The organism is unidentified bacterial endosymbiont (genome assembly GCF_918797525.1).
Taxonomy (GTDB): Bacteria; Pseudomonadota; Gammaproteobacteria; order Enterobacterales; family Enterobacteriaceae; genus Enterobacter.
Map to the genome: position 1 here is coordinate 1,867,468 of NZ_OU963893.1, position 23,751 is coordinate 1,891,218.

Consider the following 23,751-nt stretch of genomic DNA (forward strand, 5'->3'; position numbering starts at 1 on the left):
TCATGAGTCAAACCACGTTGTATCCGGTCGTGATGGCAGGTGGCTCTGGTAGCCGGTTGTGGCCGCTGTCCCGCGTGCTCTATCCAAAACAATTCCTCTGTCTGAAAGGGGAACTCACCATGCTGCAAACGACGGTCAACCGTCTGCAGGGCGTTGAGTGTGAAAGCCCGGTGGTGATCTGTAACGAACAACACCGCTTTATCGTGGCTGAGCAGTTGCGCCAGCTGAACAAGCTCACGGAAAATATCATTCTGGAGCCTGCCGGGCGTAACACCGCGCCCGCCATCGCCCTGGCGGCGCTGGCGGCAAAGCGCAGTAGCCCGGATTGCGACCCGCTGATGTTGGTGCTGGCCGCAGACCATGTCATACAGCAGGAAGACGCTTTCCGCGAGGCGATTCGTGCCGCTATTCCTTATGCCGATAGCGGTAAGCTGGTGACGTTTGGCATCGTGCCGGACCTGCCGGAAACGGGCTATGGCTACATTCGTCGTGGCAACGTGACGCCGGGCGAAGGCGATTGCGTGGCGTTTGACGTGGCGCAGTTTGTCGAAAAACCGAATCTCGAAACCGCGCAGGCCTATGTCGGCAGCGGCGAATATTACTGGAACAGCGGGATGTTCCTGTTCCGCGCAGGGCGCTATCTGGAAGAGCTGGAAAAATATCGTCCGGATATTCTGCGCGCCTGCGAAAAAGCGATGGCGGTGGTTGATCCGGATCTCGACTTCATCCGCGTGGATGAGCAAGCCTTCCTCGCCTGTCCGGAAGAGTCCATTGACTATGCGGTGATGGAGCGCACGGCCCACGCGGTGGTCGTGCCGATGGATGCGGGCTGGAGCGATGTTGGCTCCTGGTCATCCTTGTGGGAGATCAGTGCGCATACCCCGGAGGGTAACGTCCATCACGGTGATGTGATTAGCCACAAAACGGAAAACAGCTACGTCTACGCTGAATCTGGCCTGGTGACGACGGTAGGGGTGAAAGATCTGGTGGTGGTGCAGACCAAAGATGCGGTGCTGATCGCCGACCGTAACGCCGTGCAGGACGTTAAAAAAGTGGTCGAGCAGATCAAGGCCGATGGTCGTCATGAGCACCATATTCACCGCGAAGTCTACCGCCCGTGGGGGAAATATGACTCCATCGATTCGGGCGATCGTTACCAGGTAAAACGCATCACCGTGAAGCCGGGTGAAGGCCTGTCGGTCCAGATGCATCATCACCGTGCCGAGCACTGGGTGGTGGTGGCCGGTACCGCCAAAGTCACCATCGACGGTGAGATAAAACTGCTGGGTGAAAACGAGTCTATCTATATTCCGCTCGGGGCGACGCACTGCCTGGAAAACCCGGGGAAAATTCCTCTCGACTTAATTGAAGTGCGTTCCGGCTCGTATCTGGAAGATGACGACATTGTTCGTTTCCAGGATCGATACGGACGGGTGTAGCACTTTCGCATTACGCCCGGTGGCGCAGCGCTTACCGGGCCTACGAATAACAAAAAATGAATTTGGCTGTTTAGAGGCCAGGGCTAACTGTTGCCTGAAGAAGGGGTCATAATGGAAAAATTAACCTGTTTTAAAGCCTACGACATTCGCGGCAAGCTGGGTGCAGAGCTGAACGAAGACATTGCCTGGCGCATTGGCCGCGCGTATGGCGAATATTTAAAGCCGCAGACCATCGTGCTGGGCGGTGACGTGCGTTTGACCAGCGAGTCCCTGAAGCTGGCGCTGGCAAAAGGGCTGCAGGACGCGGGCGTGGATGTGCTGGATATCGGCCTGTCGGGCACCGAAGAGATCTATTTTGCCACTTTCCATCTTGACGTGGACGGCGGTATTGAAGTCACAGCCAGCCATAACCCGATGGATTACAACGGGATGAAGCTGGTGCGCAAAGGCGCGCGACCTATCAGCGGTGACACCGGTTTGCGCGACGTGCAGCGTCTGGCGGTGGCCAACGACTTCCCGCCGGTGAACGAGGCGAAGCGCGGCAGCTACCGACACATTACCCTGCAAAAAGAGTATATCGACCACCTGCTGGGCTACATCAACGTGGCGAATCTTAAGCCGCTCACGCTTGTGATCAACTCCGGTAACGGGGCGGCTGGCCCGGTGATTGATGCGCTGGAGTTCCGTTTTAAGGCCCTGAATGTGCCGGTGACGTTCATTAAGGTCCATAACACGCCGGACGGCAATTTCCCCAACGGTATCCCCAACCCGCTGTTGCCGGAGTGCCGGGACGACACCCGTAACGCGGTGATTGAGCACGGCGCTGACATGGGCATCGCCTTTGACGGCGACTTTGACCGCTGCTTCCTGTTTGATGAGAAAGGCCAGTTTATCGAGGGCTACTATATTGTCGGCCTGCTGGCAGAAGCTTTCCTGGAGAAAAACCCGGGGGCGAAGATCATTCACGATCCGCGTCTTTCCTGGAACACCGTCGACGTGGTCACGGCGGCAGGCGGCCTGCCGGTGATGTCCAAAACCGGTCACGCCTTTATCAAAGAGCGGATGCGCGAAGAAAATGCCATCTACGGCGGCGAGATGAGCGCTCACCATTACTTCCGTGACTTTGCCTACTGCGACAGCGGGATGATCCCGTGGCTGCTGGTAACCGAACTGCTGTGCCTGAAAGGGCAGACCCTGGGCGAACTGGTACGTGACCGCATGGCGGCATTCCCGGCCAGCGGAGAGATTAACAGCACGCTGGCACAGCCCGCCGAGGCGATTGCCCGTGTGGAGCAGCACTTTGCGATCCACGCGCTGGAAATTGACCGTACCGACGGTATCAGCATGGCATTCCCGCAGTGGCGCTTTAATTTGCGCTCTTCAAATACCGAGCCGGTAGTGCGCCTGAACGTGGAGTCCCGTGCTGACACGGCGCTGATGGACGCGCGAACGAAAGACATTCTGGCGCTGTTGAATCAGTAAAATTTCTCCCCTCCCGCCGGGAGGGGGACCCGAATACAGGAACAACGATGACGAATCTCAAAAAACGCGAACGAGCGAGAACGAATGCATCGTTAATCTCTATGGTGCAGCGTTTTTCTGATATCACCATCATGGTCGGCGGATTGTGGGTGGTATGTTGGCTTAGCGGACAACACTTCTTCTACATGCACCTGCTGATGGCGCTGATCGCACTGGTTGTCTTTCAGATGATCGGCGGGATGACCGATTTTTACCGCTCGTGGCGCGGCGTTAAAATGACGACCGAGCTGATGCTGTTGCTGCAAAACTGGACCTTAAGCCTGATTTTCAGCGCCGGCCTGGTGGCGTTTAGCCATGATTTCGATAATCGCCTGATGACCTACCTGGGCTGGTACATGCTTACCAGCGTCGGCATGGTGGTATGCCGCTCTTTGATTCGCTTTGCTGCCGGCTGGTTGCGCAACCGGGGCTATAACACGCGTTATGTGGCCGTAGCCGGGGATTTGCCGGTGGGACAGGTACTGCTGGACAGCTTCCGTAAAGAGCCGTGGCTCGGTCTGGACGTGGTGGGGATTTATCACGACGCTAAGCCTGGCGGCGTCTCCTCTGACTGGGCAGGCAACTTCGCCCAGCTCCTCGAGGATGCCAAAGCGGGCAAAATTCATAACGTCTACATTGCCATGCAAATGCGTGATGAAGCCTGCATTAAACACCTGGTGCGTGAGCTGGCCGACACCACCTGCTCGGTTATTCTGATCCCTGACGTCTTTACCTTCAATATCCTTCATTCACGCGTTGAAGAGGTGAATGGCGTACCGGTAGTCCCGCTATACGACACACCGCTTTCGGGTATCAACCGGGTGCTGAAACGCCTGGAAGATATTGTGCTCTCGTCGTTGATTTTATTGCTGATTTCTCCGGTGCTGTGCTGCATTGCGCTGGCGGTCAAGCTCAGCTCGCCTGGCCCGGTCATTTTCCGTCAGCGGCGTTACGGCATGGACGGCAAGCCCATCATGGTATGGAAATTCCGCTCGATGAAGGTGATGGAAAACGACAAGGTGGTGACGCAGGCGACGCAGAACGATCCGCGCGTAACGCGGGTGGGTAACTTCCTGCGCCGTACCTCGCTGGATGAACTGCCGCAGTTTATTAATGTGTTCACCGGCGGCATGTCGATCGTCGGGCCGCGTCCGCACGCTGTTGCGCATAATGAGCAGTATCGTTCACTGATTGAAGGCTACATGCTGCGCCACAAGGTGAAGCCTGGCATAACCGGCTGGGCGCAGATTAACGGCTGGCGCGGCGAGACCGATACGCTGGAAAAAATGGAAAAACGTATTGAATTCGATCTGGAGTACATCCGTGAATGGAGCCTCTGGTTCGATATCAAAATCGTCTTTCTGACTATCTTTAAAGGTTTTGTGAACAAAGCGGCGTACTAAGATGAGCTTACGTGAAAAAACCATCAGCGGCGCAAAATGGTCAGCGATGGCGACCGTTATCATCATCGGCCTGGGGCTGGTCCAGATGACGGTGCTGGCGCGCATTATTGATAATCATCAGTTCGGTTTGTTGACCGTCGCGCTGGTGATTATCGCCCTGGCCGATACGCTGTCTGACTTTGGTATCGCCAACTCGATTATCCAGCGCAAAGTGATAAGCCAGCTGGAGCTGACCACGCTCTACTGGCTGAACGTGGGGCTCGGGATCGTCGTTTTTGTGCTGGTGTTTCTGCTCAGCGATACCCTTGCCCGCGTGCTGCATAACCCGGACCTGGCGCCGCTGATGCGCACGCTGTCGTTGGCCTTTGTGGTGATCCCCCACGGGCAGCAGTTCCGCGCCCTGATGCAAAAAGAGCTGGAATTCAACAAGATTGGCATGATTGAAACCAGCGCCGTCCTCGCGGGATTTACCTTCACCGTGGTCAGCGCCCATTTCTGGCCGCTGGCGATGACGGCGATCCTCGGCTATCTGGTGAACTCCGCCGTACGCACGCTGCTGTTCGGCTACTTTGGCCGCAAGATTTATCGCCCGGGCCTGCATTTCTCACTGGCGTCTGTGTCGTCTAACCTGCGCTTTGGCGCATGGCTGACTGCCGACAGCATCATCAACTACGTCAATACCAACCTCTCCACGCTGGTGCTGGCGCGCATTCTCGGGGCCAGCGTGGCGGGAGGCTATAACCTGGCCTATAACGTCGCGGTGGTGCCGCCGATGAAGCTCAACCCGATTATCACCCGCGTGCTGTTTCCGGCGTTCGCCAAAATTCAGGACGACAGCGAAAAACTACGGGTTAATTTCTACAAGCTGCTTTCGGTGGTGGGGATTATCAACTTCCCGGTGCTGCTGGGGCTGATGGTCGTTTCCAGTCATTTCGTGCCGCTGGTATTTGGCGAGAAATGGAACAGCATCGTGCCTGTTCTGCAACTGCTGTGCGTGGTGGGGCTGCTGCGCTCCGTGGGTAACCCGATTGGTTCGTTGCTGATGGCGAAAGCGCGTGTCGATATCAGCTTTAAATTCAACGTATTCAAAACGTTCCTGTTTATTCCGGCGATTCTGCTGGGCGGGCACATAGCGGGCGCCATCGGCGTTACGCTTGGGTTCCTGCTGGTGCAAATCATCAATACCGTGCTGAGCTATTTCGTGATGATCAAGCCGGTGCTGGGTTCCAGCTATCGCCAGTACATCCTCAGCCTGTGGCTGCCGTTTTACCTCTCATTGCCCACCCTGGTTGTGAGCTATGGCCTGGGCGTGGTGCTCAACGGTCATCTGCCTTTAGCGGCGCTGCTGGCGGTGCAGGTTGGCGCCGGGGCGCTGGCGTTCGCCGTCATGATCGTGCTGTCCCGCAATGCGCTGGTGGTAGAAATAAAACGTCAGTTTTGCCGTAACGAAAAAATGAAAACGCTGCTTCGCGCAGGCTAATTCTTTAAGAGGCCATTATGAAATTACTTATCCTTGGCAACCATACCTGCGGCAACCGTGGCGACAGCGCCATTCTGCGCGGGTTATTGGATGCCATTAACACTCTTGAGCCTGAGACCGAAGTGGATGTGATGAGCCGTTATCCGGTCAGCTCATCCTGGTTACTGAACCGCCCGGTGATGGGCGACCCGCTTTACAGCCAAATGAAACAGCATAACAACGCGGCGGGCGTAATGGGACGCGTAAAAAAAGTGTTGCGCCGTCGCTATCAGCACCAGGTTTTGCTCTCCCGAGTGACCGACACCGGCAAGCTGCGTAATATCGCCATTGCCCAGGGATTTACCGATTTTGTCCGGCTGCTGTCGGGCTATGACGCCATTATCCAGGTTGGCGGCTCGTTCTTTGTCGATCTCTACGGCGTGCCGCAGTTTGAGCACGCGCTGTGTACCTTTATGGCGAAAAAACCGCTGTTTATGGTGGGCCACAGCGTGGGGCCGTTCCAGGATCCGCAGTTCAACCAGCTGGCCAACTACGTATTTGGCCACTGCGATGCGCTGATCCTGCGTGAATCCGTCAGCCTTGATCTGATGAAGCGTAGCGATATTGATACCTCGAAGGTTGAACACGGGGTAGACACCGCCTGGCTGGTGGATCACCAGGAGCATAGCTTCCAGCCGAGCTACGCCGTGCAGCACTGGCTGGACGTCGCAGCGCAACAGAAAACGGTCGCCATTACGTTACGCGAGCTGGCGCCTTTCGATAAACGTCTGGGGACAACCCAGGCGGCGTATGAAAAGGCGTTTGCCGACGTCGTTAACCGCGTGCTGGACAGCGGTTATCAGGTGCTGGCGCTGTCCACCTGTACCGGTATTGACAGCTATAACAAAGATGACCGCATGGTGGCGCTGAACCTGAGCCACCTGGTGAATGACCCGTCTCGTTATCATGTGGTGATGGATGAACTGAACGACCTCGAAATGGGCAAGCTGCTTTCTGTCTGCGATCTGACGGTAGGTACCCGTCTGCATTCAGCGATCATCTCAATGAACTTTGGCACGCCAGCCATTGCGATTAACTATGAACACAAGTCCGCCGGGATAATGCAGCAGCTCGGCATGCCGGAAATGGCCGTCGATATTCGCCATCTGCTGGATGGTTCACTCGGCTCGACGGTGGGCGATACGCTGGGACAACTGCCTGCCATTAATCAACGCCTGGCCGTGGCGGTGAAAGCCGAGCGCGAGAAAGGCATCGGAATGGTGAAGTCCGTGCTCGACCGCGTAGGGGAGGGGAAATGAAGGTTGGTTTCTTCTTACTGAAATTTCCACTGTCGTCAGAAACCTTTGTGCTTAACCAAATCACTGCGTTTATCGATATGGGATACGACGTAGAGATTATCGCCCTGCAAAAGGGCGACACCCAAAATACCCATGCCGCATATACCCAGTATGGGCTGGAGGCGAGAACCCGCTGGCTGCAGGATGAACCTTCCGCCAGGCTGGATAAACTGCGCCATCGGGCCAGCCGGACCCTGCGCGGCCTCTACCGCGCATCGACGTGGCGTGCGCTTAATGTGTCCCGCTACGGGGCGGAATCCCGCAACCTCATTCTGTCATCTATCTGCGGTCAAACCTCACGGCCTTATCGGGCCGATGTGTTTATCGCCCACTTTGGCCCGGCGGGGGTAACCGCCGCTAAGCTGCGCGAGCTGGGGGTGATTGAGGGCAAAATTGCGACCATCTTTCACGGGGTTGATATCTCCAGTCACGAGGTGTTGAACCACTACACGCAAGAGTATCAGCAGCTTTTTCATCGCGGTGACATGATGCTGCCCATCAGCGACCTGTGGGCCGGACGACTAAAAAACATGGGCTGTCCGGGAGAGAAAATTACCGTATCCCGAATGGGCGTCGATTTAGCGCGCTTCACCCTGCGCCCGGTGAAAGTGCCGGGTAAAACGCTGCAGATTATCTCTGTGGCGCGTCTGACCGAAAAGAAAGGGCTGCACGTCGCCATTGAGGCCTGTCGGCAGTTGCGCGCGCGCGGGGTGAATTTCCACTATCGCATTCTGGGGATTGGGCCGTGGGAGCGTCGGCTACGCACCCTTATTGAACAGTATCAACTGGAAGGCTACGTAGAAATGCCAGGCTTCAAACCGAGCCACGAGGTGAAGGCCATGCTGGATGAAGCCGATGTGTTCCTGCTGCCCTCGGTAACCGGCACCGATGGTGATATGGAGGGGATCCCGGTGGCGCTAATGGAGGCCATGGCTGTGGGTATTCCAGTGGTTTCGACGCTGCATAGCGGGATCCCGGAACTTATTCGGTCTGACTATTCCGGCTGGCTGGTGCCAGAAAACAATGCGCTGGCCCTGGCCGATCGGTTGGCCGCTTTCAGCGATATCGACCAGCAGGCACTGGCGCCCGTACTGCACAATGCCCGGCAAAAAGTCGAGGCCGATTTCAACCAGCAGGTGATTAATCGCCAGTTAGCGAGCCTGCTGCAAACGCTGTAATGCTGAGGTTGTATGCTGAAAAAGATTACCCGACGCCGCTTTGTTTCTGGTTTGTCAGCCCTGGCGGCCGCGCCGCTGTTATCGTCCCGCGTTGCGCGGGCGGCAAACGGGAAGACGGTTTCTGTCAATCAGTATAACAATAATGACTGGATTGCCGCTTTTAAGCAGGCGTTTAACGAGGGCGATATTGTTGTTGTCCCGGCCGATGTCATATGCAAAAACATCAATACGGGCATCTTCATTCCTGACGGCAAAACCCTGTTGATCCGCGGTGGCCTGAAAGGCAACGGGCGCGGGCGTTTCGTGCTGCAGGAAGGCTGTAAAGTGATAGGCGAAGGCGAAGGGCGCACGCACAACATTACCCTGGATGTACGCGGTTCCAATTGCGTGATCAAAGGGCTGGCGATGAGTGGCTTTGGCCCGGTCACCCAGATTTACATTGGCGGCAAAAAGCGCCGGGTGATGCGTAATCTGCTTATCGACAACATTACGGTGAGCCAGGCTAACTACGCGATTTTGCGCCAGGGGTTCCACAACCAGGTGGACGGAGCGCGAATTACCAACGGGATCTTCAGCCACCTGCAGGGGGATGCGATTGAGTGGAACGTCGCGATCAACGATCGCAATATCCTTATCTCTGACCATACCATCGACAACATCAACTGCACCAACGGGAAGATCAACTGGGGCATCGGTATTGGTCTTGCGGGCAGCACCTACGACAACGACTACCCTGAAAAACAGACCGTGAAAAACTTCGTCGTGGCGAATATCACCGGCAGCAACTGTCGCCAGCTGGTGCATGTCGAAAACGGTAAACACTTTATTATCCGTAATATAAAAGCCAAAAACATTACTCCGGACTTTAGTAAAAAGGCGGGAATAGACAATGCCACGGTTGCCATTTACGGCTGTGATAATTTCGTTATTGATAATGTCGATATGGTCAATAGTGCCGGGATGTTAATAGGCTACGGTGTAATAAAAGGCGACTATCTGTCTATTCCGCAGAACTTCAAGCTGAATGATATTCGCCTGGACAACCGCCAGCTTGCTTATAAATTGCGCGGAATACAGATATCATCCGGCAATGCCACCTCGTTCGTCGCTATCACCAACGTTGACATGCAGCGCGCAACGCTTGAGCTGCATAATAAGCCTCAGCACCTCTTCTTACGCAATATCAGCGTGATGCAAGAGGCCGCCGTGGGGCCCGCGTTGAAAATGAACTTCGACTTACGTAAGGATGTCCGGGGCAAGTTTATGGCCAAAGATGAAACGTTGCTGTCGCTGGCAAACATTAAAGCTGTGAATGAAAAAGGGCAGAGTTCAGTGGATATCGACCGGGTGGATCAAGACGTCGTGAATACCGAGCGGCTAAATTTTGCGCTGCCGCACCGATGACCGTGAGTGGCTGGTTTTACGATTATGCCTGGGACATACACATCAAATATTCAGATTACCACTACTGTATTTTGTGATGTTTAGACGTAACATTGTACCAGAATTATGGCAAATCATGCTGGCGAAACCATGTTTAGGAGCTATAATTCGTCAACCATTTTAAGGTGGAAGAAATAATGATTAATTTGAAAGCAGTCATTCCGGTAGCAGGCTTGGGCATGCATATGCTGCCAGCCACTAAAGCCATTCCAAAAGAGATGCTGCCGATCGTCGACAAGCCGATGATTCAGTACATCGTTGACGAGATTGTTGCTGCAGGGATCAAAGAAATCGTCCTGGTTACTCACTCTTCCAAAAACGCGGTAGAGAACCACTTCGACACCTCTTACGAACTCGAAGCGCTGCTTGAACAGCGCGTGAAACGCCAGCTGCTTGCAGAAGTTCAGTCTATTTGTCCTCCTGGCGTGACCATCATGAACGTGCGCCAGGCACAGCCGCTGGGTTTGGGGCACTCCATTCTTTGCGCGCGCCCGGTCGTGGGTGATAATCCCTTCATCGTGGTTCTGCCAGACATTATTATTGATACCGCGTCAGCCGATCCGCTGCGCTACAACCTGGCGGCGATGGTGGCGCGGTTCAATGAAACCGGCCGCAGCCAGGTGCTGGTGAAACGTATGGAAGGCGATCTCTCCGAGTACTCGGTTATTCAGACAAAAGAAGCGCTGGAGGCGCCAGGGCAGGTGAGCCGTATCGTTGAATTTATTGAGAAACCGGATCAGCCGCAGACCCTGGATTCAGACCTGATGGCAGTTGGCCGTTACGTGCTGAACGCCGACATCTGGGCCGAACTGGAAAAAACTGAACCGGGCGCCTGGGACCGTATCCAGCTCACCGATGCGATTGCCGAACTGGCGAAAAAACAGTCCGTTGACGCCATGCTGATGACCGGCGATAGCTATGACTGCGGTAAAAAACTGGGGTATATGCAGGCGTTTGTGACCTATGGGCTGCGTAACCTGAAAGAAGGGCAGAAGTTTAAAAGCCGGATTGAGACGTTGTTGACGAAAAACTGATACCACTCTCTCAATCTGTATAAGCGGTAATCTTTACTCTGGCGAGATCTGAAAAACCAGAATGAAGATTGCCGTTTTTTGCTATTTATCGCTGTAATATCAGGGAATTATCTGATTGTGATCTGGTCGGTTTTGTTACGATTTGTGCTTGTTTCTGATGTCATTTAAGAAGACAATTAAACCAGTTTGAGTTTGTCTTTATGACCACAGAACTTCAATTTATCAAACTTCACTCAGTGCACTGGTAGCTGTTAAGCCAGGGGCGGTAGCGTGCGTAATTACTGGAATCGCTGTTATTTAGCCAGGTTTCAAAGTGCCAATGTCTCGACATAGCCAATAGACGGAATAGACAACGTGAAAATTCTTGTGACGGGCGGGGCTGGTTTTATCGGCTCTGCGGTAGTACGACATATTATTAAACATACCCAGGATGAAGTCGTCAATGTGGATAAACTGACCTATGCCGGAAACCTGGAGTCACTGACCGAAGCTAATGATAGCAATCGGTATGTTTTTGAACATGCTGATATCTGCGACAAAGCGGCAATGGAGCGTATCTTCGCCGAACATACACCTGATGCGGTTATGCACCTGGCGGCAGAAAGTCATGTTGATCGTTCTATTACGGGTCCGGCTGCGTTCATAGAGACTAACATCGTGGGAACTTATGTGCTGCTTGAGGCTGCGCGTGCGTACTGGTCTACTCTGGATGATACGGCTAAAACAGCCTTCCGTTTCCATCACATTTCTACTGATGAAGTTTACGGTGACTTGCCTCATCCTGATGAGCATTCGGCTGCAACTGATTTGCCGCTCTTTACAGAGACCACGGCTTACGCACCAAGCAGCCCATATTCCGCCTCTAAGGCGTCCAGCGATCACCTGGTTCGCGCCTGGCTGCGCACCTATGGTTTCCCAACAATTGTTACTAATTGCTCGAATAACTATGGTCCGTACCACTTCCCGGAAAAACTGATCCCACTGGTTATCCTTAATGCGCTCGATGGGAAAGCGCTGCCAATTTATGGCAAAGGCGATCAGATCCGTGACTGGCTGTATGTCGAAGACCATGCCCGCGCGTTGTACACCGTGGTGACCAAGGGGAAACCGGGTGAGACCTATAATATCGGTGGTCATAACGAGAAACAGAATCTGGACGTGGTACATACCATCTGCGATCTGCTGGATGACATTGTGCCAAAAGAGGGCTCATACCGCGATCAAATCACGTACGTTGCCGATCGTCCAGGCCATGACCGCCGCTATGCAATTGACGCGCACAAAATCAGCGCTGAGCTGGGCTGGAACCCTGAAGAGACGTTCGAAAGCGGTATTCGTAAGACCGTTGAGTGGTATTTGAGCAACCAGGATTGGGTTAACAATGTCAAAAGTGGGGCCTATAAGACCTGGATCGAACAGAACTACGGAGAACGTAAATAATGAATATTCTTCTGTTTGGTAAAACAGGGCAGGTGGGCTGGGAACTCCAGCGTGCTCTGGCTCCGTTAGGCAATCTCACTGCGCTGGATGTGCACTCTAAAGAGCACTGCGGCGATTTTAGCAATCCGGAAGGGATCGCTGAGACGGTGCGGGCGATTAAACCAGATGTTATCGTCAATGCCGCAGCACACACAGCGGTTGATAAAGCGGAATCAGAGCCGGAATTCGCTCAGTTACTGAATGCGACAAGCGTTGAGTCTATTGCTAAAGAAGCGGCAAAATTAGGCGCCTGGGTGGTTCATTACTCTACTGACTATGTTTTCCCAGGAGAAGGTGAAACGCCATGGTGTGAGACGGATGCGACTGCACCGCTAAATGTTTATGGTCAGACGAAACTGGATGGCGAAAAAGCCTTGCAAGAGTATTGTCCTAAGCATTTGATTTTCCGCACCAGTTGGGTTTATGCGGGGAAAGGCAATAACTTTGCTAAAACGATGCTGCGCCTGGCGAAAGAGCGCAATGAATTGTCGGTTATAAACGATCAATTTGGTGCACCGACGGGAGCTGAATTACTTGCTGATTGTACTGCGCATGCCCTCCGCGTTGCGGTTGTCAAACCCGACGTCGCCGGGATTTATCATCTTGTCGCAGCGGGTACAACAACCTGGCACGATTATGCAGCATTCGTGTTTGATGAAGCGCGAGCAGCGGGCATTGAGCTGCAGCTGTCCCGGCTGAATGCGGTCGCAACCAGCGCCTATCCTACACCTGCACGTAGACCAAACAATTCACGGCTTAACACGGCAAAATTTGAGCAAAATTTTGACCTGCAACTACCACAGTGGGAGCAGGGTGTTAAACGTATGTTGACTGAGCTCTTTACGACCGTAACTATCTAAAATTTACGGCGAAGTGAGCCTCTGGTATTAAAAGAGATAATGAAATGAAAACGCGTAAAGGAATAATTCTTGCTGGTGGTTCCGGAACCCGCTTGTATCCGGTAACGATGGCGGTGAGTAAACAACTTCTGCCTATTTTCGATAAGCCTATGATCTATTATCCGCTGACAACGCTGATGCTGGCAGGTATAAAAGATATTTTGATTATTAGCACCCCACAAGATACCCCGAGATTTGAACAATTGCTGGGGGATGGGAGTCAATGGGGTCTCAATCTTCAGTATCAGGTGCAGCCAAGCCCTGATGGGCTCGCTCAGGCCTTCATTCTCGGGGAACGATTCATTGGTAATGATGATTGCGCGTTAGTGTTAGGCGACAATATTTTCTATGGGCATGACCTTCCAAAGCAACTCGAAGCCGCAGTGAATAAAGAAAATGGGGCGACCGTTTTTGCATACCATGTCAATGATCCAGAACGCTATGGCGTGGTTGAATTTGATAAGGCTGGTACAGCTATTACCCTTGAAGAGAAACCCGTTGAACCGAAAAGCAATTATGCAGTAACGGGGCTTTACTTCTACGACAATGACGTAGTGGCAATGGCTAAAGAATTAAAACCATCGGCGCGAGGCGAGCTGGAAATTACCGATATCAACTGTATCTATCTGGAACAAGGACGTTTGTCTGTCGCCATGATGGGGCGGGGTTATGCATGGCTCGATACCGGAACCCACCAGAGCTTAATCGAAGCAAGTAATTTCATTGCGACAATTGAGGAGCGTCAGGGACTCAAAGTCGCCTGTCCAGAAGAGATTGCTTATCGGAAAGGTTTTATTACGGCTGATCAGGTTAAAAAATTAGCGGAACCCTTGGCGAAGAATGCCTATGGACAGTATCTGCTAAAAATCGTCAAAGGATATTAACTGTGAATGTAATAAAAACAGCCATTCCCGAGGTGTTGATTTTAGAACCCCGGGTGTTTGGTGATGAGCGTGGTTTCTTTATGGAAAGCTTCAATCAACACGCTTTCGAAACTGCCGTTGGATACGGGGTTCAGTTCGTACAAGACAACCACTCTAAGTCATCGAAGGGGGTTTTACGCGGTTTGCACTTCCAGTTGGCGCCTCACGCCCAGGGAAAATTAGTTCGCTGCGTAACGGGTGAAGTCTTTGATGTTGCAGTCGACATCCGCAAAAGCTCAGCGACCTTTGGAAAATGGGTAGGTGTTAATCTCTCCGGGCAGAATAAGCGACAGTTATGGATTCCCGAAGGTTTTGCACACGGCTTCCTGGTTCTTAGCGAGACCGCTGAATTTTTATATAAAACGACTAACTATTATGCCCCTGAATTTGATCGTGGAATCAAATGGGATGACCCTTCAATAGGCATTGAATGGCCTGGTCAGGGTAATTATAATCTTTCAGCCAAAGATCAGATACAACCGCTCTGGGATGACGTTGATTTTTTTGAATAGATCTATTGTCAGCAATTTTTCTGGATTAATTAATAGAGTACAATATTATGTTTAATGACAAAGTAATTCTTGTTACCGGTGGTACTGGTTCTTTTGGCAATAAATTTGTTCGCATGACGCTTGAGAAATATAATCCTAAAAAGATTATCATTTATTCCCGTGATGAAATGAAACAGTGGGAAATGGCTAAGCATTTCAAAGATGAAAGTCGTATTCGTTTTTTCATCGGTGACGTGCGCGATAAAGACCGTCTGTACCGTGCGCTGGATGGCGTGGATTTCGTCGTGCATGCAGCAGCAACGAAAATCGTTCCAACCGCAGAATATAACCCTTTCGAATGTGTAAAAACCAACATCAATGGCGCAATGAACGTTATTGACGCCTGTATCGATAAAGGCATCGAGCGTGTAGTTGCTCTGTCTACCGACAAAGCGAGTAGCCCTGCAAACCTGTATGGTGCGACTAAACTGGCTTCTGACAAACTTTTCGTTGCTGGTAACTCTTATTCTGGCGCAACGAAAACTCGCTTTGCCGTTGTACGTTACGGTAACGTCATGGGTTCGCGCGGTTCTGTTATTCCTTTCTTCCTGTCCATTAAAGACAAGGGCGAGTTGCCCATTACCGACGACCGCATGACTCGCTTTATGATCACTCTGGAACAGGGTGTTGAGCTGGTCTGGCACGCTTTCAATGACATGGTTGGCGGCGAGATTTACGTGAAGAAGATCCCTTCAATGAAAGTGACTGACGTTGCAACTGCTGTTGCTCCAGAAGCTTCTCAAAAAGTGATCGGTATTCGTCCAGGCGAAAAACTGCATGAGCAGATGATCAGTGCTGAAGATGCTCACTACACCTACGAGTATCCGGAACACTTTAAAATCCTGCCTGCTATCCATAACTGGTGTGACTCGCCAGAGCGTATTAAAGATGGTAAGCGAGTTCCAGAAGGTTTCGTTTACGAGAGCGACAGCAATGCAGAATGGATGAGCATTGAAGAGCTGAGCCAATGGATTGAAGATAACCGCGAAAAAGTAGGCAATATCTGATGAAATTCATCCCCTACGGACGGCAGGATATCTCTGAAGAAGATATCAATGCAGTGGTGGGCGTACTGAAGTCTGATTTCTTGACTCAGGGGCCATATGTTCCACAGTTTGAGCAGGCTATCGCTGGCTATGTTGGCGTAAAACACGCTGTTGCGGTAAACAGCGCTACGTCTGCACTTCATATTGCTTGCCTGGCTCTGGGACTTAAAAAAGGCGACTGGCTCTGGACCTCGCCAAATACTTTTGTGGCCTCAGCTAACTGTGCTCTCTATTGCGATGCAAATGTAAGCTTTGTTGATATCGATCCAAAGACTTACAACATGAGCGTGAGTGCTCTGAAAAGCAAACTTGAGGTGGCGAAAGCAGAAAATAAACTGCCTAAAGTCGTTGTGCCAGTTGCATTTGCCGGTCAGTCTTGTGATATGGAAGCTATCCACGCGCTTTCAAAAGAGTATGGTTTCGCCATTATTGAAGATGCTTCGCATGCTATCGGTGGTAATTATCAGGATTGCAAAATAGGCAACTCGCGTTTCGCTGACATTACCATTCTGAGTTTCCACCCGGTGAAGATCATCACTACGGCGGAGGGCGGTATGGCGCTGACGAATAATGATGCGCTGGCTGAGAGCATGCAGCTTTTCCGCAGCCACGGGATCACGCGTGACAGCAATAAAATGACTAAAGCTGCTGAAGGTGGTTGGTATTACCAGCAAGTTGATCTTGGCCTGAATTACCGTATGACTGAACTGCAGGCTGCGCTGGGTGTAAGCCAGCTGAAACGCATTGACGCTTTTGTGGTGCGTCGCCATGAGTTGGCAAAGCGATATCACACAGCCTTTGATGGCGTACCAGTGACAATACCTCTGCAGTCAGAGGATGGCTATAGTGCGCTGCATCTCTACCCGTTGACGGTAAAGGATCCAGCTCTGCGTAAACCGCTATTTGATTATTTACGCGATAAAGGCATTGGTGTTAACGTTCACTATATTCCTGTTCATACACAGCCGTATTATGAGCAGCTCGGCCATAAGGTCGGAGATTACCCGGCTGCGGAAGACTATTACTCTCGCGCTATCAGTATCCCTATGTACTCTACTTTGTCTGATGAAGAGCAGGACTACGTAATACAGTGCATTCGGGAGTTCTTTTAAATGAACGTGGCAATCATTCCTGCGCGCGGTGGCAGCAAGCGCATACCACGCAAAAATATTAAAGCGTTTTGTGGGAAACCAATGATTGCCTGGTCTATAGACGCCGCTCAGCAGAGCGGCGTCTTTGACCGAATCATTGTCTCTACCGATGATGAAGAGATAGCGGAGGTCGCGCGTAAATATGGTGCGGAAGTCCCTTTTATGCGTCCTGATGCGTTGTCGAATGATTTTGCAGGAACCATCCCTGTCATTCGTCATGCTACTGAGTGGCTTATCAACAGCGGTTGTACCTTAGATTTTGTCTGTTGTATTTACGCGACTGCGCCCTTTATTCGCGCGGAGGATATTGTCCATGGTCTAACGACACTCCGTGAACAGCAAGGTGATTATGCATTCACTGTTACCAGGTTCCCTTATCCGATTCAACGGGCACTCAAAGTCAGCAGCGAACAGCGTATAAGTATGTTCTCACCTGATATGTTCCATGCGCGCTCCCAGGATCTTGAAGAGTCCTGGCACGATGCTGGACAATTTTATTGGGGTAAATCATTAGCATGGATGCTTGAGAAGCCAATTTTTAGCGCAGATTCCTATTCGATTGAGCTTCCGCGTGAACGTGTACAGGATATTGATACTCCAGAAGATTGGCGAGTTGCAGAGTGGTTGTTTAAGGCCATGGAGTTTAAAAATGAACGTGTTTCTGCGGACTGATTCATCCCTTTCAATTGGTTCCGGCCATATTATCCGATGTCTTAATCTTGCGAAGGCGTTAAAAAAAACAGGTGCGCAATGCCTGTTTATATCTAAAGATCATCGCGGAAACATTTTAGAAAAAATTAGAGAAGAAAACTTTCCTCTTAAAGTTATTACCGTTCCTGAGACCTCAAACCATTATATCAGGGATGAAAAGTCCTGGCTTAACGGCAGCCAGACAGATGATGCCGAACAATTTATAGCCTTAGTCACTGAAAGTAGTATTGCTCCCGATATAGTCATAGTAGATCATTACTCGCTTGACCATGAATGGGAAGCAAGGGTCAAAGCACGTTTTCCCGCTGCGCATTTAGTCATTATTGACGATCTTTGTAACCGACCGCATTGTAGCGATCTGCTTATAGATCAAACATTTCAGCGCAGCGCAGATGAATATGCTTTATTAAATAATAATAATGGCAAAATACTGGCCGGTACAAAATATGCTTTAATTAACCCTGATTTTTCAAAATTGAGAAATCAATCTATTGCACGTAAAGATCGTTTGATCCTGCCGAAAAAACTCATGCTAACAATGGGTGGAGTTGATGCTCATAACGTTACGGGAAAAATACTGGGATTTCTTGAGCAGTTGGATTTTAAAAACATTGAAAAAATCACTGCCATTTTAGGTGCTGCCTGTCCCCATAGTGCTGAAATTAAACGCCTTGCAGAACAATCGAAATATGAAATTGAAGTTTTCATGAATGTATCAAATATGGCAGAACTTATGCTAGAGCATGATTTTGCTATAGGCGCTATGGGAGGAACGACATGGGAACGTTGTGTAATGGGGTTACCAGCGGTTAACGTCGCAATCGCGGACAATCAAAATACAATTGCAAAAAATCTGGCCGAGGCTGGGGCAGTTGTATTAAGTGCTGATAAGCTCGATTGTTCTCTCATGAATAATGCACTTAATCATTTGATCAGCCATTATCATGACCAGCGTATACTGGCTATGAGTATTTGTGATGGGCAAGGGCTTTCAAGGAATATTCAGGAGATAGTGATAATACCCGCTAAAGATGGCACCAATGTAACGCTTCGTCAGGCAACAATCGACGATATTGATTTTGTGTTTCAGCTCCAGTGTGAACCAAAAACACGTCAGTTTGCTCGCAACCCGGACGTACCTGCATATGAAGGTCACGTTGAATGGATGCTGCGTAGATTGAAAGCGGTTGATTCATTTTTTTATATTATTGAGCACAATGATTCATGTGGCGTAATACGTCTGGATCCGCTAGAACACAGCCTTGCTCAATATGAAATATCAATTTTCCTTACTTCTGCATGTCATGGTCAAGGTATAGCCAGCGCAGCGATTAAACGCACGTTAATGCTGCATAAAAATGCAACTATTCTGGCAACGGTATTGCCAGAAAATAATGCATCACAACAATTATTTAAGCGCCTCGGATTTCTAAAATTATCTCCCAGCGAATATATCAGCGAGAAAAAATAATGAACGAATTTATCACAATTGATGGTCGTAAAATTGGGAAAGACTATCCTCCATATATTATTGCTGAGCTTTCGGCGAACCATAATGGCGACATTAATCGCGCATTCAAAATTATGGAAGAAGCAAAAGCTGCTGGCGCAGATGCAGTCAAGTTACAGACTTACCGTGCAGACACTATCACCATAGATTGTGATTCTGAAGATTTCCAAATCCATGGCGGTTTATGGGATGGGCAAACATTATTCAATTTGTATAAAGGCGCACAAATGCCGTGGGAATGGCACAAGCCATTGTTTGAAAAGGCTAAAGAGCTCGGCATCACTATCTTTAGTAGCCCATTCGATTTTACTGCAGTCGATTTGCTGGAAGAGCTAAATGCTCCTGCATATAAAATCGCGTCATTTGAAGCCATCGATCTACCACTGATCAAACATGTCGCCAAAACAGGCAAGCCGATGATTATTTCAACCGGTATGGCTGACGAGCACGAGATCCAGGAAGCGATCGCTGCGGCCAGAGAGGGAGGCTGTAAAGAGTTGGTCGTGTTGCATTGTGTCAGTGGGTATCCCGCGCCAGCCGAAGACTACAACCTTGCAACCATTCCAGATATGGCTGAACGTTTTGGTGTGATCACGGGATTATCTGACCATACTATCGATAACACTACTGCGGTTGCATCAGTTGTGCTTGGGGCGAACGTAATAGAAAAACATGTCACCCTTGATCGTAACGGCGGTGGCCCGGATGACAGTTTTTCCCTTGAACCCGCAGAGTTAGTTGCGCTTTGCCGCGACGCTAAGACGGCCTGGCAAGCCTTAGGTAGCGTAAACTATGCTCGCAAAGAGAGCGAAAAAGGCAATGTTAAGTTCCGACGTTCGCTATATGTGGTGAAGGATATCAAGGCTGGGGAAGTATTTACTGCAGAGAACATTAAAAGTATCCGTCCTGGCTTTGGTGTTGCGCCTAAATACTATGATGAATTTATTGGTAAAACTTCAAGTTGTGACCTGAAGTTTGGTGATCCACTTAGTTTCGATCATATTAAATAGCAGTACGGGAGCAATACATTGAATATCAGTGATGTATACGAGTATGTTGAAAAAAGAAATTTAAAAGACATGAAATTTAAGAATAATGTTGCGCGGTTATATAAAAACAACGCCAAATGGGTTATTCCGTTTTATGATTTAATTTCATCTACTATATTTTTCTGGCTAAAACCGAGAGAAGAAAAAAAATACTTGTTTCTTGGAAGTAGATTTACTCATTTGATCGCAGCATTGCCGAAAAATGAAGTATGCATCATTGGTGGTCCACGCCAACTCTTTTATTGTATAAAAAATAATATCAGTTATATACCTAATGGTAATTTCTGGAAGTTATTGAGTCTGGGGTTCGAACAAAATATCAGGAGTGAACTTCTAAAAGAATGTTCTACAATGAGTTCAAATCTGACGAAGATGGTTAAAAAAAGAACGCCAGCTTTAATAATTCTTGAAAATGATTCTCTTCCACTACAAAGAGCTTTTTGCAATATTGCCATAGAGTCAGGAATTAAAACTGTTTGCATTCAACATGGTTTGTTTCAGTCAAAAACCGATCCTGAGACTATTGATGGTTGGAAGTGCGATTATTTCATTTGCTACGATGCTAATCAACGGAATGTGATATCTGGATTAGGGGTTTCATCTGAGAAAATACTAATTGGTGGTTTCTATCAACCTATTGAAAGAAATTCCAATATCAGTAATCCTGGTCAGTTAAAAATTTGTTTTCTTGGTCAGCCATGGTTTAAATATGGTGATGAATATAAAAATATTTATTTAAATATCCTGGAGCGAACTGCATCGCAACTCTCTAAATATGAAATCAAGTTTAATTTTAAACCACACCCCTGGGAAATGGATGCCCTCTACCTTTCAGATATGGAAAATGTATTCCGTGGGGATATGACGGAAGCAATTAGTCAACATGATGTGTTTTTATCCCTCACTTCTACGGCACTTCTCGAAGTGACTATGGCAGGGAAAGTAGCTATTCAAATTTATGATCAACAGTTTGCCTGTGATAATTTTGAGAAGTTAGGGTACGCATATACAATCCGAAGTGAGAATATTGAGAGCTCACTACTTGAGACCGCTCATAACTCTCCTTTTACATTTGAAATGCCTGATTTCAATAATCTCGTATATCAGCTTGAAAAGCTTGCAAAGGTGAATGTGTGAGAGCGTCTCTTTGGGGCCTCATGTGTCCATGGATCATATTATTATTTTCTTTGATGGCGGTGATCACCGTAGCCGTTAGCCCTGAAATGTATGTAATTTGTGGTGCGGTTAGCTTAAGTCTGTTTATTTTATTTTGTAAGTATTTATACCAAAGTAAGCAATACTTCTTCTTTTTATTAATGCCGTTTATCTTCCCTCATTTTACAGCCATAGTTTCAAACTTCTCCCTGGAAACGGGAGCGTTTATTGAAGAACTCCAGGTTAGTTCATTTGCGACCGGCGGAGTAACTCGATTAATATTTTACATACTTTCATTTTTTGTTGTTGCAATGTTATCGTTCAGTTTCTTGAACAAATACAGAATTAATAGATTTAGTTTAACATTGAAAGGCGATTATTCTCGCCTTGAGAATCAATTGATTATACTTTTTTCTGCTGGAATATTTTTTGTCCTTGGCGTAAGTGCTGTAATATGGGGAAGCCCTTTGCTAAAAGGGGTGCAGCGATTCGACTATTGGGCTTCACATCCTTATCCTGGGATTCGAAACTTTTTATATCAAGGATACCTGCTTTCGTTCATACTTGGTGTATATATAACAAGGCTCAATTTAAACTACTATGGAAATAAAAAACAATATATTTATATTGTTGCTCTATTCTGTTTCTTTAATATTTTATATGGAGAAAAGTTTACGGGCGTATTTCTGACTTTACTATATTTCTTTGTAGGTTTGTTCGGTTCATTGGTTCTTTATAAAAAAATTAAGCTCATAACTCTTAAATCAGTTTTTTTTGTGTCTATATTAATGCTGATTTTATATGGCCTAATTTATTATCAGTATAAGTTTATTCATCAGTTGCCAGGAAGTATTTTTTCTTTCATCGAGAGTCGAGTTCTTAATTTGCAGGGTGAGGTATGGTGGGCAATTGATGAAATGAGCCCATCTGGTAACGGGTTATCATATTTATACTCATATGATCAAAATTGCAGAGTGACGGGGGGGCTATATTCACTAATGTATCAAATAGCTCCTGCTAGTCTGGTCGATTCTTATTGTGAACGGGGCATTACATTCACGATGGGTTATCCCGCAATATTGATTTCATCGGTTGGATATCTTGTAGGGTATTTATTTAATCTTTTATTTGCTGTTTTGGTAGGTGTCACGTTATTTCTTGTAAAGAAAGCTATCGAATATCCTAATATAATTTCTTTATTTCTTTCGGCAAAAGTACTACTTATAGAAACTCATGCGTTCAATATGGGTAATATTTATAATGTCGTAGATGCCAAATTCTTAATCTATTTCTTATTGTTATTGTTTTTTTCTGAGCTAAGGTTGAAAAATGCACAAGTTAGTAGCCATGTATCTACCTCAATTTCATCCAGTAAAACGAAATAATGAATGGTGGGGGGAGGGATTCACTGAATGGCGTAATGTAGTTAAGGCAAAACCTCGTTTTCCGGGTCATCACCAGCCACAACTTCCTGCAGACCTTGGATACTACGATTTACGACTTGCCGAGACACGTAAGCAACAAGCTGAAATGGCCAAAGAATATGGTATCCATGGTTTCTGCTATTACCATTATTGGTTTAACGGCGAGCTGTTATTAGAAAAACCAGTTGAAGAAATGTTAATTACCACAGAACCTGACTTTCCATTCTGCTTGTGCTGGGCTAACGAGAACTGGACACGTGCCTGGGATGGTATGGAAAGGGAAGTGTTAATTAAGCAGGATTACACTGATGCTGATGCAGCATCACATATGAAATATCTTGCGCCGTACTTTTTGGATCCTCGTCATATAACGGTTGATGAAAAGCCAGTTTTTTTGATTTACCGGGTAGATAATATTCCAGAGCCTAAAGCCTATATTCAGCGCATCAGACAGTATGCTGCTGAAAATGGAGTGCCAGGCCTTCACCTCGTTGCGGTAAAAAACGGATTTGTTGAGTTAGCTGATAAAGAAATATTATCGCTCGGCTTTGACGCTATCATGGATTTTCAGCCTAACCGTAATGATTTCCCTAAAGAGCAGAAGTCTTCTTCGCAATTACTTGTGGATACTGCACGCAAAATTCTGCCTTCGTCAGTATATCAAGCGCTGAAAGGAAGCGTTTCGGCAGTTAATCGTATTGATTATAAGCAACTTGTCATTGAGAAAACATCGCAAGCATGGCCTACTGAATACGTTAAATATCCAGCGGTATTCCCCTCCTGGGATAATACAGCACGGAGGAAGACACCTACTGTCATTCAAAATAACGATCCTGAAGACTATCGAAAGTGGCTCGAATATGCAGTGAAAGCTACTTCTACCTATGAATCAGAGAAACAGTTTGTTTTCATCAATGCCTGGAATGAATGGGCTGAGGGATGTCATCTTGAGCCGGATGAAGTTATGGGAAAAAAATTCCTTGAAGTCACTCGCGCGGTTATAAATTTAAAAAAATAA

20 protein-coding genes are annotated in these 23,751 nt (G+C 48.6%); all 20 read left to right on the forward strand.

From position 1 onward, the window contains the following. Positions 1-2 precede the first annotated feature (2 nt). The 20 genes from cpsB to NL510_RS09000 all read left to right on the forward strand — a co-directional run bounded on the left by cpsB (position 3) and on the right by NL510_RS09000 (position 23,751). Entirely contained in the window at positions 3-1,439 is a 1,437-nt protein-coding gene (cpsB, locus tag NL510_RS08905; protein WP_253383831.1) for a mannose-1-phosphate guanyltransferase, read from the forward strand. Positions 1,440-1,550: 111 nt separating this feature from the next. Then, positions 1,551-2,921: a colanic acid biosynthesis phosphomannomutase CpsG gene (cpsG, locus tag NL510_RS08910; RefSeq protein ID WP_253383833.1), complete on the forward strand. Its 1,371-nt coding sequence runs from the start codon at positions 1,551-1,553 to the stop codon at positions 2,919-2,921. A 47-nt stretch (positions 2,922-2,968) separates the two neighbouring features. After that, a complete protein-coding gene (gene wcaJ / locus NL510_RS08915; RefSeq protein ID WP_253383835.1) occupies positions 2,969-4,363 on the forward strand; it encodes an undecaprenyl-phosphate glucose phosphotransferase in 1,395 nt (464 codons plus the stop codon). A gap of 1 nt (position 4,364) precedes the next feature. Next, entirely contained in the window at positions 4,365-5,843 is a 1,479-nt protein-coding gene (gene wzxC / locus NL510_RS08920; protein ID WP_253383837.1) for a colanic acid undecaprenyl disphosphate flippase WzxC, read from the forward strand. Between the two features lie 17 nt (positions 5,844-5,860). Then, complete coding sequence (wcaK, locus tag NL510_RS08925) at positions 5,861-7,141, forward strand: colanic acid biosynthesis pyruvyl transferase WcaK (RefSeq protein ID WP_253383845.1); 1,281 nt, start codon at positions 5,861-5,863, stop codon at positions 7,139-7,141. Next, positions 7,138-8,358 (forward strand): colanic acid biosynthesis glycosyltransferase WcaL, encoded by a 1,221-nt coding sequence (gene wcaL / locus NL510_RS08930; RefSeq protein WP_253383847.1) that lies wholly within the window; start codon positions 7,138-7,140, stop codon positions 8,356-8,358. Before wcaK ends, wcaL begins: the two co-directional genes overlap by 4 nt. 12 nt (positions 8,359-8,370) lie before the next feature. After that, the gene (wcaM, locus tag NL510_RS08935) at positions 8,371-9,762 is read left to right on the forward strand and encodes a colanic acid biosynthesis protein WcaM (protein ID WP_253383849.1); all 1,392 of its coding nucleotides are present in this window, start codon (positions 8,371-8,373) and stop codon (positions 9,760-9,762) included. A gap of 176 nt (positions 9,763-9,938) precedes the next feature. Continuing rightward, entirely contained in the window at positions 9,939-10,835 is an 897-nt protein-coding gene (galF, locus tag NL510_RS08940; RefSeq protein ID WP_253383851.1) for a UTP--glucose-1-phosphate uridylyltransferase GalF, read from the forward strand. A 354-nt stretch (positions 10,836-11,189) separates the two neighbouring features. Then, positions 11,190-12,275 carry a dTDP-glucose 4,6-dehydratase gene (rfbB, locus tag NL510_RS08945; RefSeq protein ID WP_253383853.1) on the forward strand — a complete coding sequence of 362 codons (1,086 nt, stop codon included), beginning with the start codon at positions 11,190-11,192 and terminating at the stop codon, positions 12,273-12,275. Further along, on the forward strand, positions 12,275-13,174 hold the full coding sequence (rfbD, locus tag NL510_RS08950) for a dTDP-4-dehydrorhamnose reductase (RefSeq protein ID WP_253383855.1): 900 nt from the start codon (positions 12,275-12,277) through the stop codon (positions 13,172-13,174). Before rfbB ends, rfbD begins: the two co-directional genes overlap by 1 nt. A gap of 44 nt (positions 13,175-13,218) precedes the next feature. Then, a complete protein-coding gene (gene rfbA / locus NL510_RS08955) occupies positions 13,219-14,097 on the forward strand; it encodes a glucose-1-phosphate thymidylyltransferase RfbA (RefSeq protein ID WP_253383863.1) in 879 nt (292 codons plus the stop codon). Positions 14,098-14,099: 2 nt separating this feature from the next. Continuing rightward, positions 14,100-14,648 (forward strand): dTDP-4-dehydrorhamnose 3,5-epimerase, encoded by a 549-nt coding sequence (gene rfbC, locus NL510_RS08960; protein ID WP_253383865.1) that lies wholly within the window; start codon positions 14,100-14,102, stop codon positions 14,646-14,648. A gap of 47 nt (positions 14,649-14,695) precedes the next feature. After that, on the forward strand, positions 14,696-15,694 hold the full coding sequence (pseB, locus tag NL510_RS08965) for a UDP-N-acetylglucosamine 4,6-dehydratase (inverting) (RefSeq protein WP_253383868.1): 999 nt from the start codon (positions 14,696-14,698) through the stop codon (positions 15,692-15,694). Beyond that, complete coding sequence (gene pseC / locus NL510_RS08970) at positions 15,694-16,845, forward strand: UDP-4-amino-4,6-dideoxy-N-acetyl-beta-L-altrosamine transaminase (RefSeq protein WP_253383870.1); 1,152 nt, start codon at positions 15,694-15,696, stop codon at positions 16,843-16,845. Before pseB ends, pseC begins: the two co-directional genes overlap by 1 nt. After that, on the forward strand, positions 16,846-17,556 hold the full coding sequence (gene pseF / locus NL510_RS08975; RefSeq protein ID WP_253383879.1) for a pseudaminic acid cytidylyltransferase: 711 nt from the start codon (positions 16,846-16,848) through the stop codon (positions 17,554-17,556). Further along, positions 17,534-19,066 carry a UDP-2,4-diacetamido-2,4,6-trideoxy-beta-L-altropyranose hydrolase gene (gene pseG / locus NL510_RS08980; RefSeq protein ID WP_253383889.1) on the forward strand — a complete coding sequence of 511 codons (1,533 nt, stop codon included), beginning with the start codon at positions 17,534-17,536 and terminating at the stop codon, positions 19,064-19,066. Before pseF ends, pseG begins: the two co-directional genes overlap by 23 nt. Beyond that, positions 19,066-20,115: a pseudaminic acid synthase gene (gene pseI, locus NL510_RS08985; protein ID WP_253383897.1), complete on the forward strand. Its 1,050-nt coding sequence runs from the start codon at positions 19,066-19,068 to the stop codon at positions 20,113-20,115. Before pseG ends, pseI begins: the two co-directional genes overlap by 1 nt. A gap of 18 nt (positions 20,116-20,133) precedes the next feature. Next, positions 20,134-21,291 (forward strand): hypothetical protein, encoded by a 1,158-nt coding sequence (locus NL510_RS08990; RefSeq protein ID WP_253383899.1) that lies wholly within the window; start codon positions 20,134-20,136, stop codon positions 21,289-21,291. Then, positions 21,288-22,694, forward strand: a complete 1,407-nt coding sequence (locus NL510_RS08995; RefSeq protein WP_253383907.1) for a DUF6418 domain-containing protein — start codon at positions 21,288-21,290, stop codon at positions 22,692-22,694. Before NL510_RS08990 ends, NL510_RS08995 begins: the two co-directional genes overlap by 4 nt. Then, entirely contained in the window at positions 22,639-23,751 is a 1,113-nt protein-coding gene (locus tag NL510_RS09000) for a glycosyltransferase WbsX family protein (RefSeq protein ID WP_253383915.1), read from the forward strand. Before NL510_RS08995 ends, NL510_RS09000 begins: the two co-directional genes overlap by 56 nt.

Excerpts from the sequence above, each read along its gene's own strand:
- wcaM (WP_253383849.1), top strand. The coding sequence starts at position 8,371 with ATGCTGAAAAAGATTACCCGACGCCGCTTTGTTTCTGGTTTGTCAGCC.
- pseF (WP_253383879.1), top strand. The coding sequence starts at position 16,846 with ATGAACGTGGCAATCATTCCTGCGCGCGGTGGCAGCAAGCGCATACCA.
- wzxC (WP_253383837.1), top strand. The coding sequence starts at position 4,365 with ATGAGCTTACGTGAAAAAACCATCAGCGGCGCAAAATGGTCAGCGATG.
- cpsG (WP_253383833.1), top strand. The coding sequence starts at position 1,551 with ATGGAAAAATTAACCTGTTTTAAAGCCTACGACATTCGCGGCAAGCTG.
- pseB (WP_253383868.1), top strand. The coding sequence starts at position 14,696 with ATGTTTAATGACAAAGTAATTCTTGTTACCGGTGGTACTGGTTCTTTT.
- wcaL (WP_253383847.1), top strand. The coding sequence starts at position 7,138 with ATGAAGGTTGGTTTCTTCTTACTGAAATTTCCACTGTCGTCAGAAACC.
- rfbA (WP_253383863.1), top strand. The coding sequence starts at position 13,219 with ATGAAAACGCGTAAAGGAATAATTCTTGCTGGTGGTTCCGGAACCCGC.
- wcaJ (WP_253383835.1), top strand. The coding sequence starts at position 2,969 with ATGACGAATCTCAAAAAACGCGAACGAGCGAGAACGAATGCATCGTTA.
- pseI (WP_253383897.1), top strand. The coding sequence starts at position 19,066 with ATGAACGAATTTATCACAATTGATGGTCGTAAAATTGGGAAAGACTAT.
- pseC (WP_253383870.1), top strand. The coding sequence starts at position 15,694 with ATGAAATTCATCCCCTACGGACGGCAGGATATCTCTGAAGAAGATATC.
- galF (WP_253383851.1), top strand. The coding sequence starts at position 9,939 with ATGATTAATTTGAAAGCAGTCATTCCGGTAGCAGGCTTGGGCATGCAT.
- NL510_RS09000 (WP_253383915.1), top strand. The coding sequence starts at position 22,639 with ATGCACAAGTTAGTAGCCATGTATCTACCTCAATTTCATCCAGTAAAA.
- rfbD (WP_253383855.1), top strand. The coding sequence starts at position 12,275 with ATGAATATTCTTCTGTTTGGTAAAACAGGGCAGGTGGGCTGGGAACTC.
- wcaK (WP_253383845.1), top strand. The coding sequence starts at position 5,861 with ATGAAATTACTTATCCTTGGCAACCATACCTGCGGCAACCGTGGCGAC.
- cpsB (WP_253383831.1), top strand. The coding sequence starts at position 3 with ATGAGTCAAACCACGTTGTATCCGGTCGTGATGGCAGGTGGCTCTGGT.
- pseG (WP_253383889.1), top strand. The coding sequence starts at position 17,534 with ATGAACGTGTTTCTGCGGACTGATTCATCCCTTTCAATTGGTTCCGGC.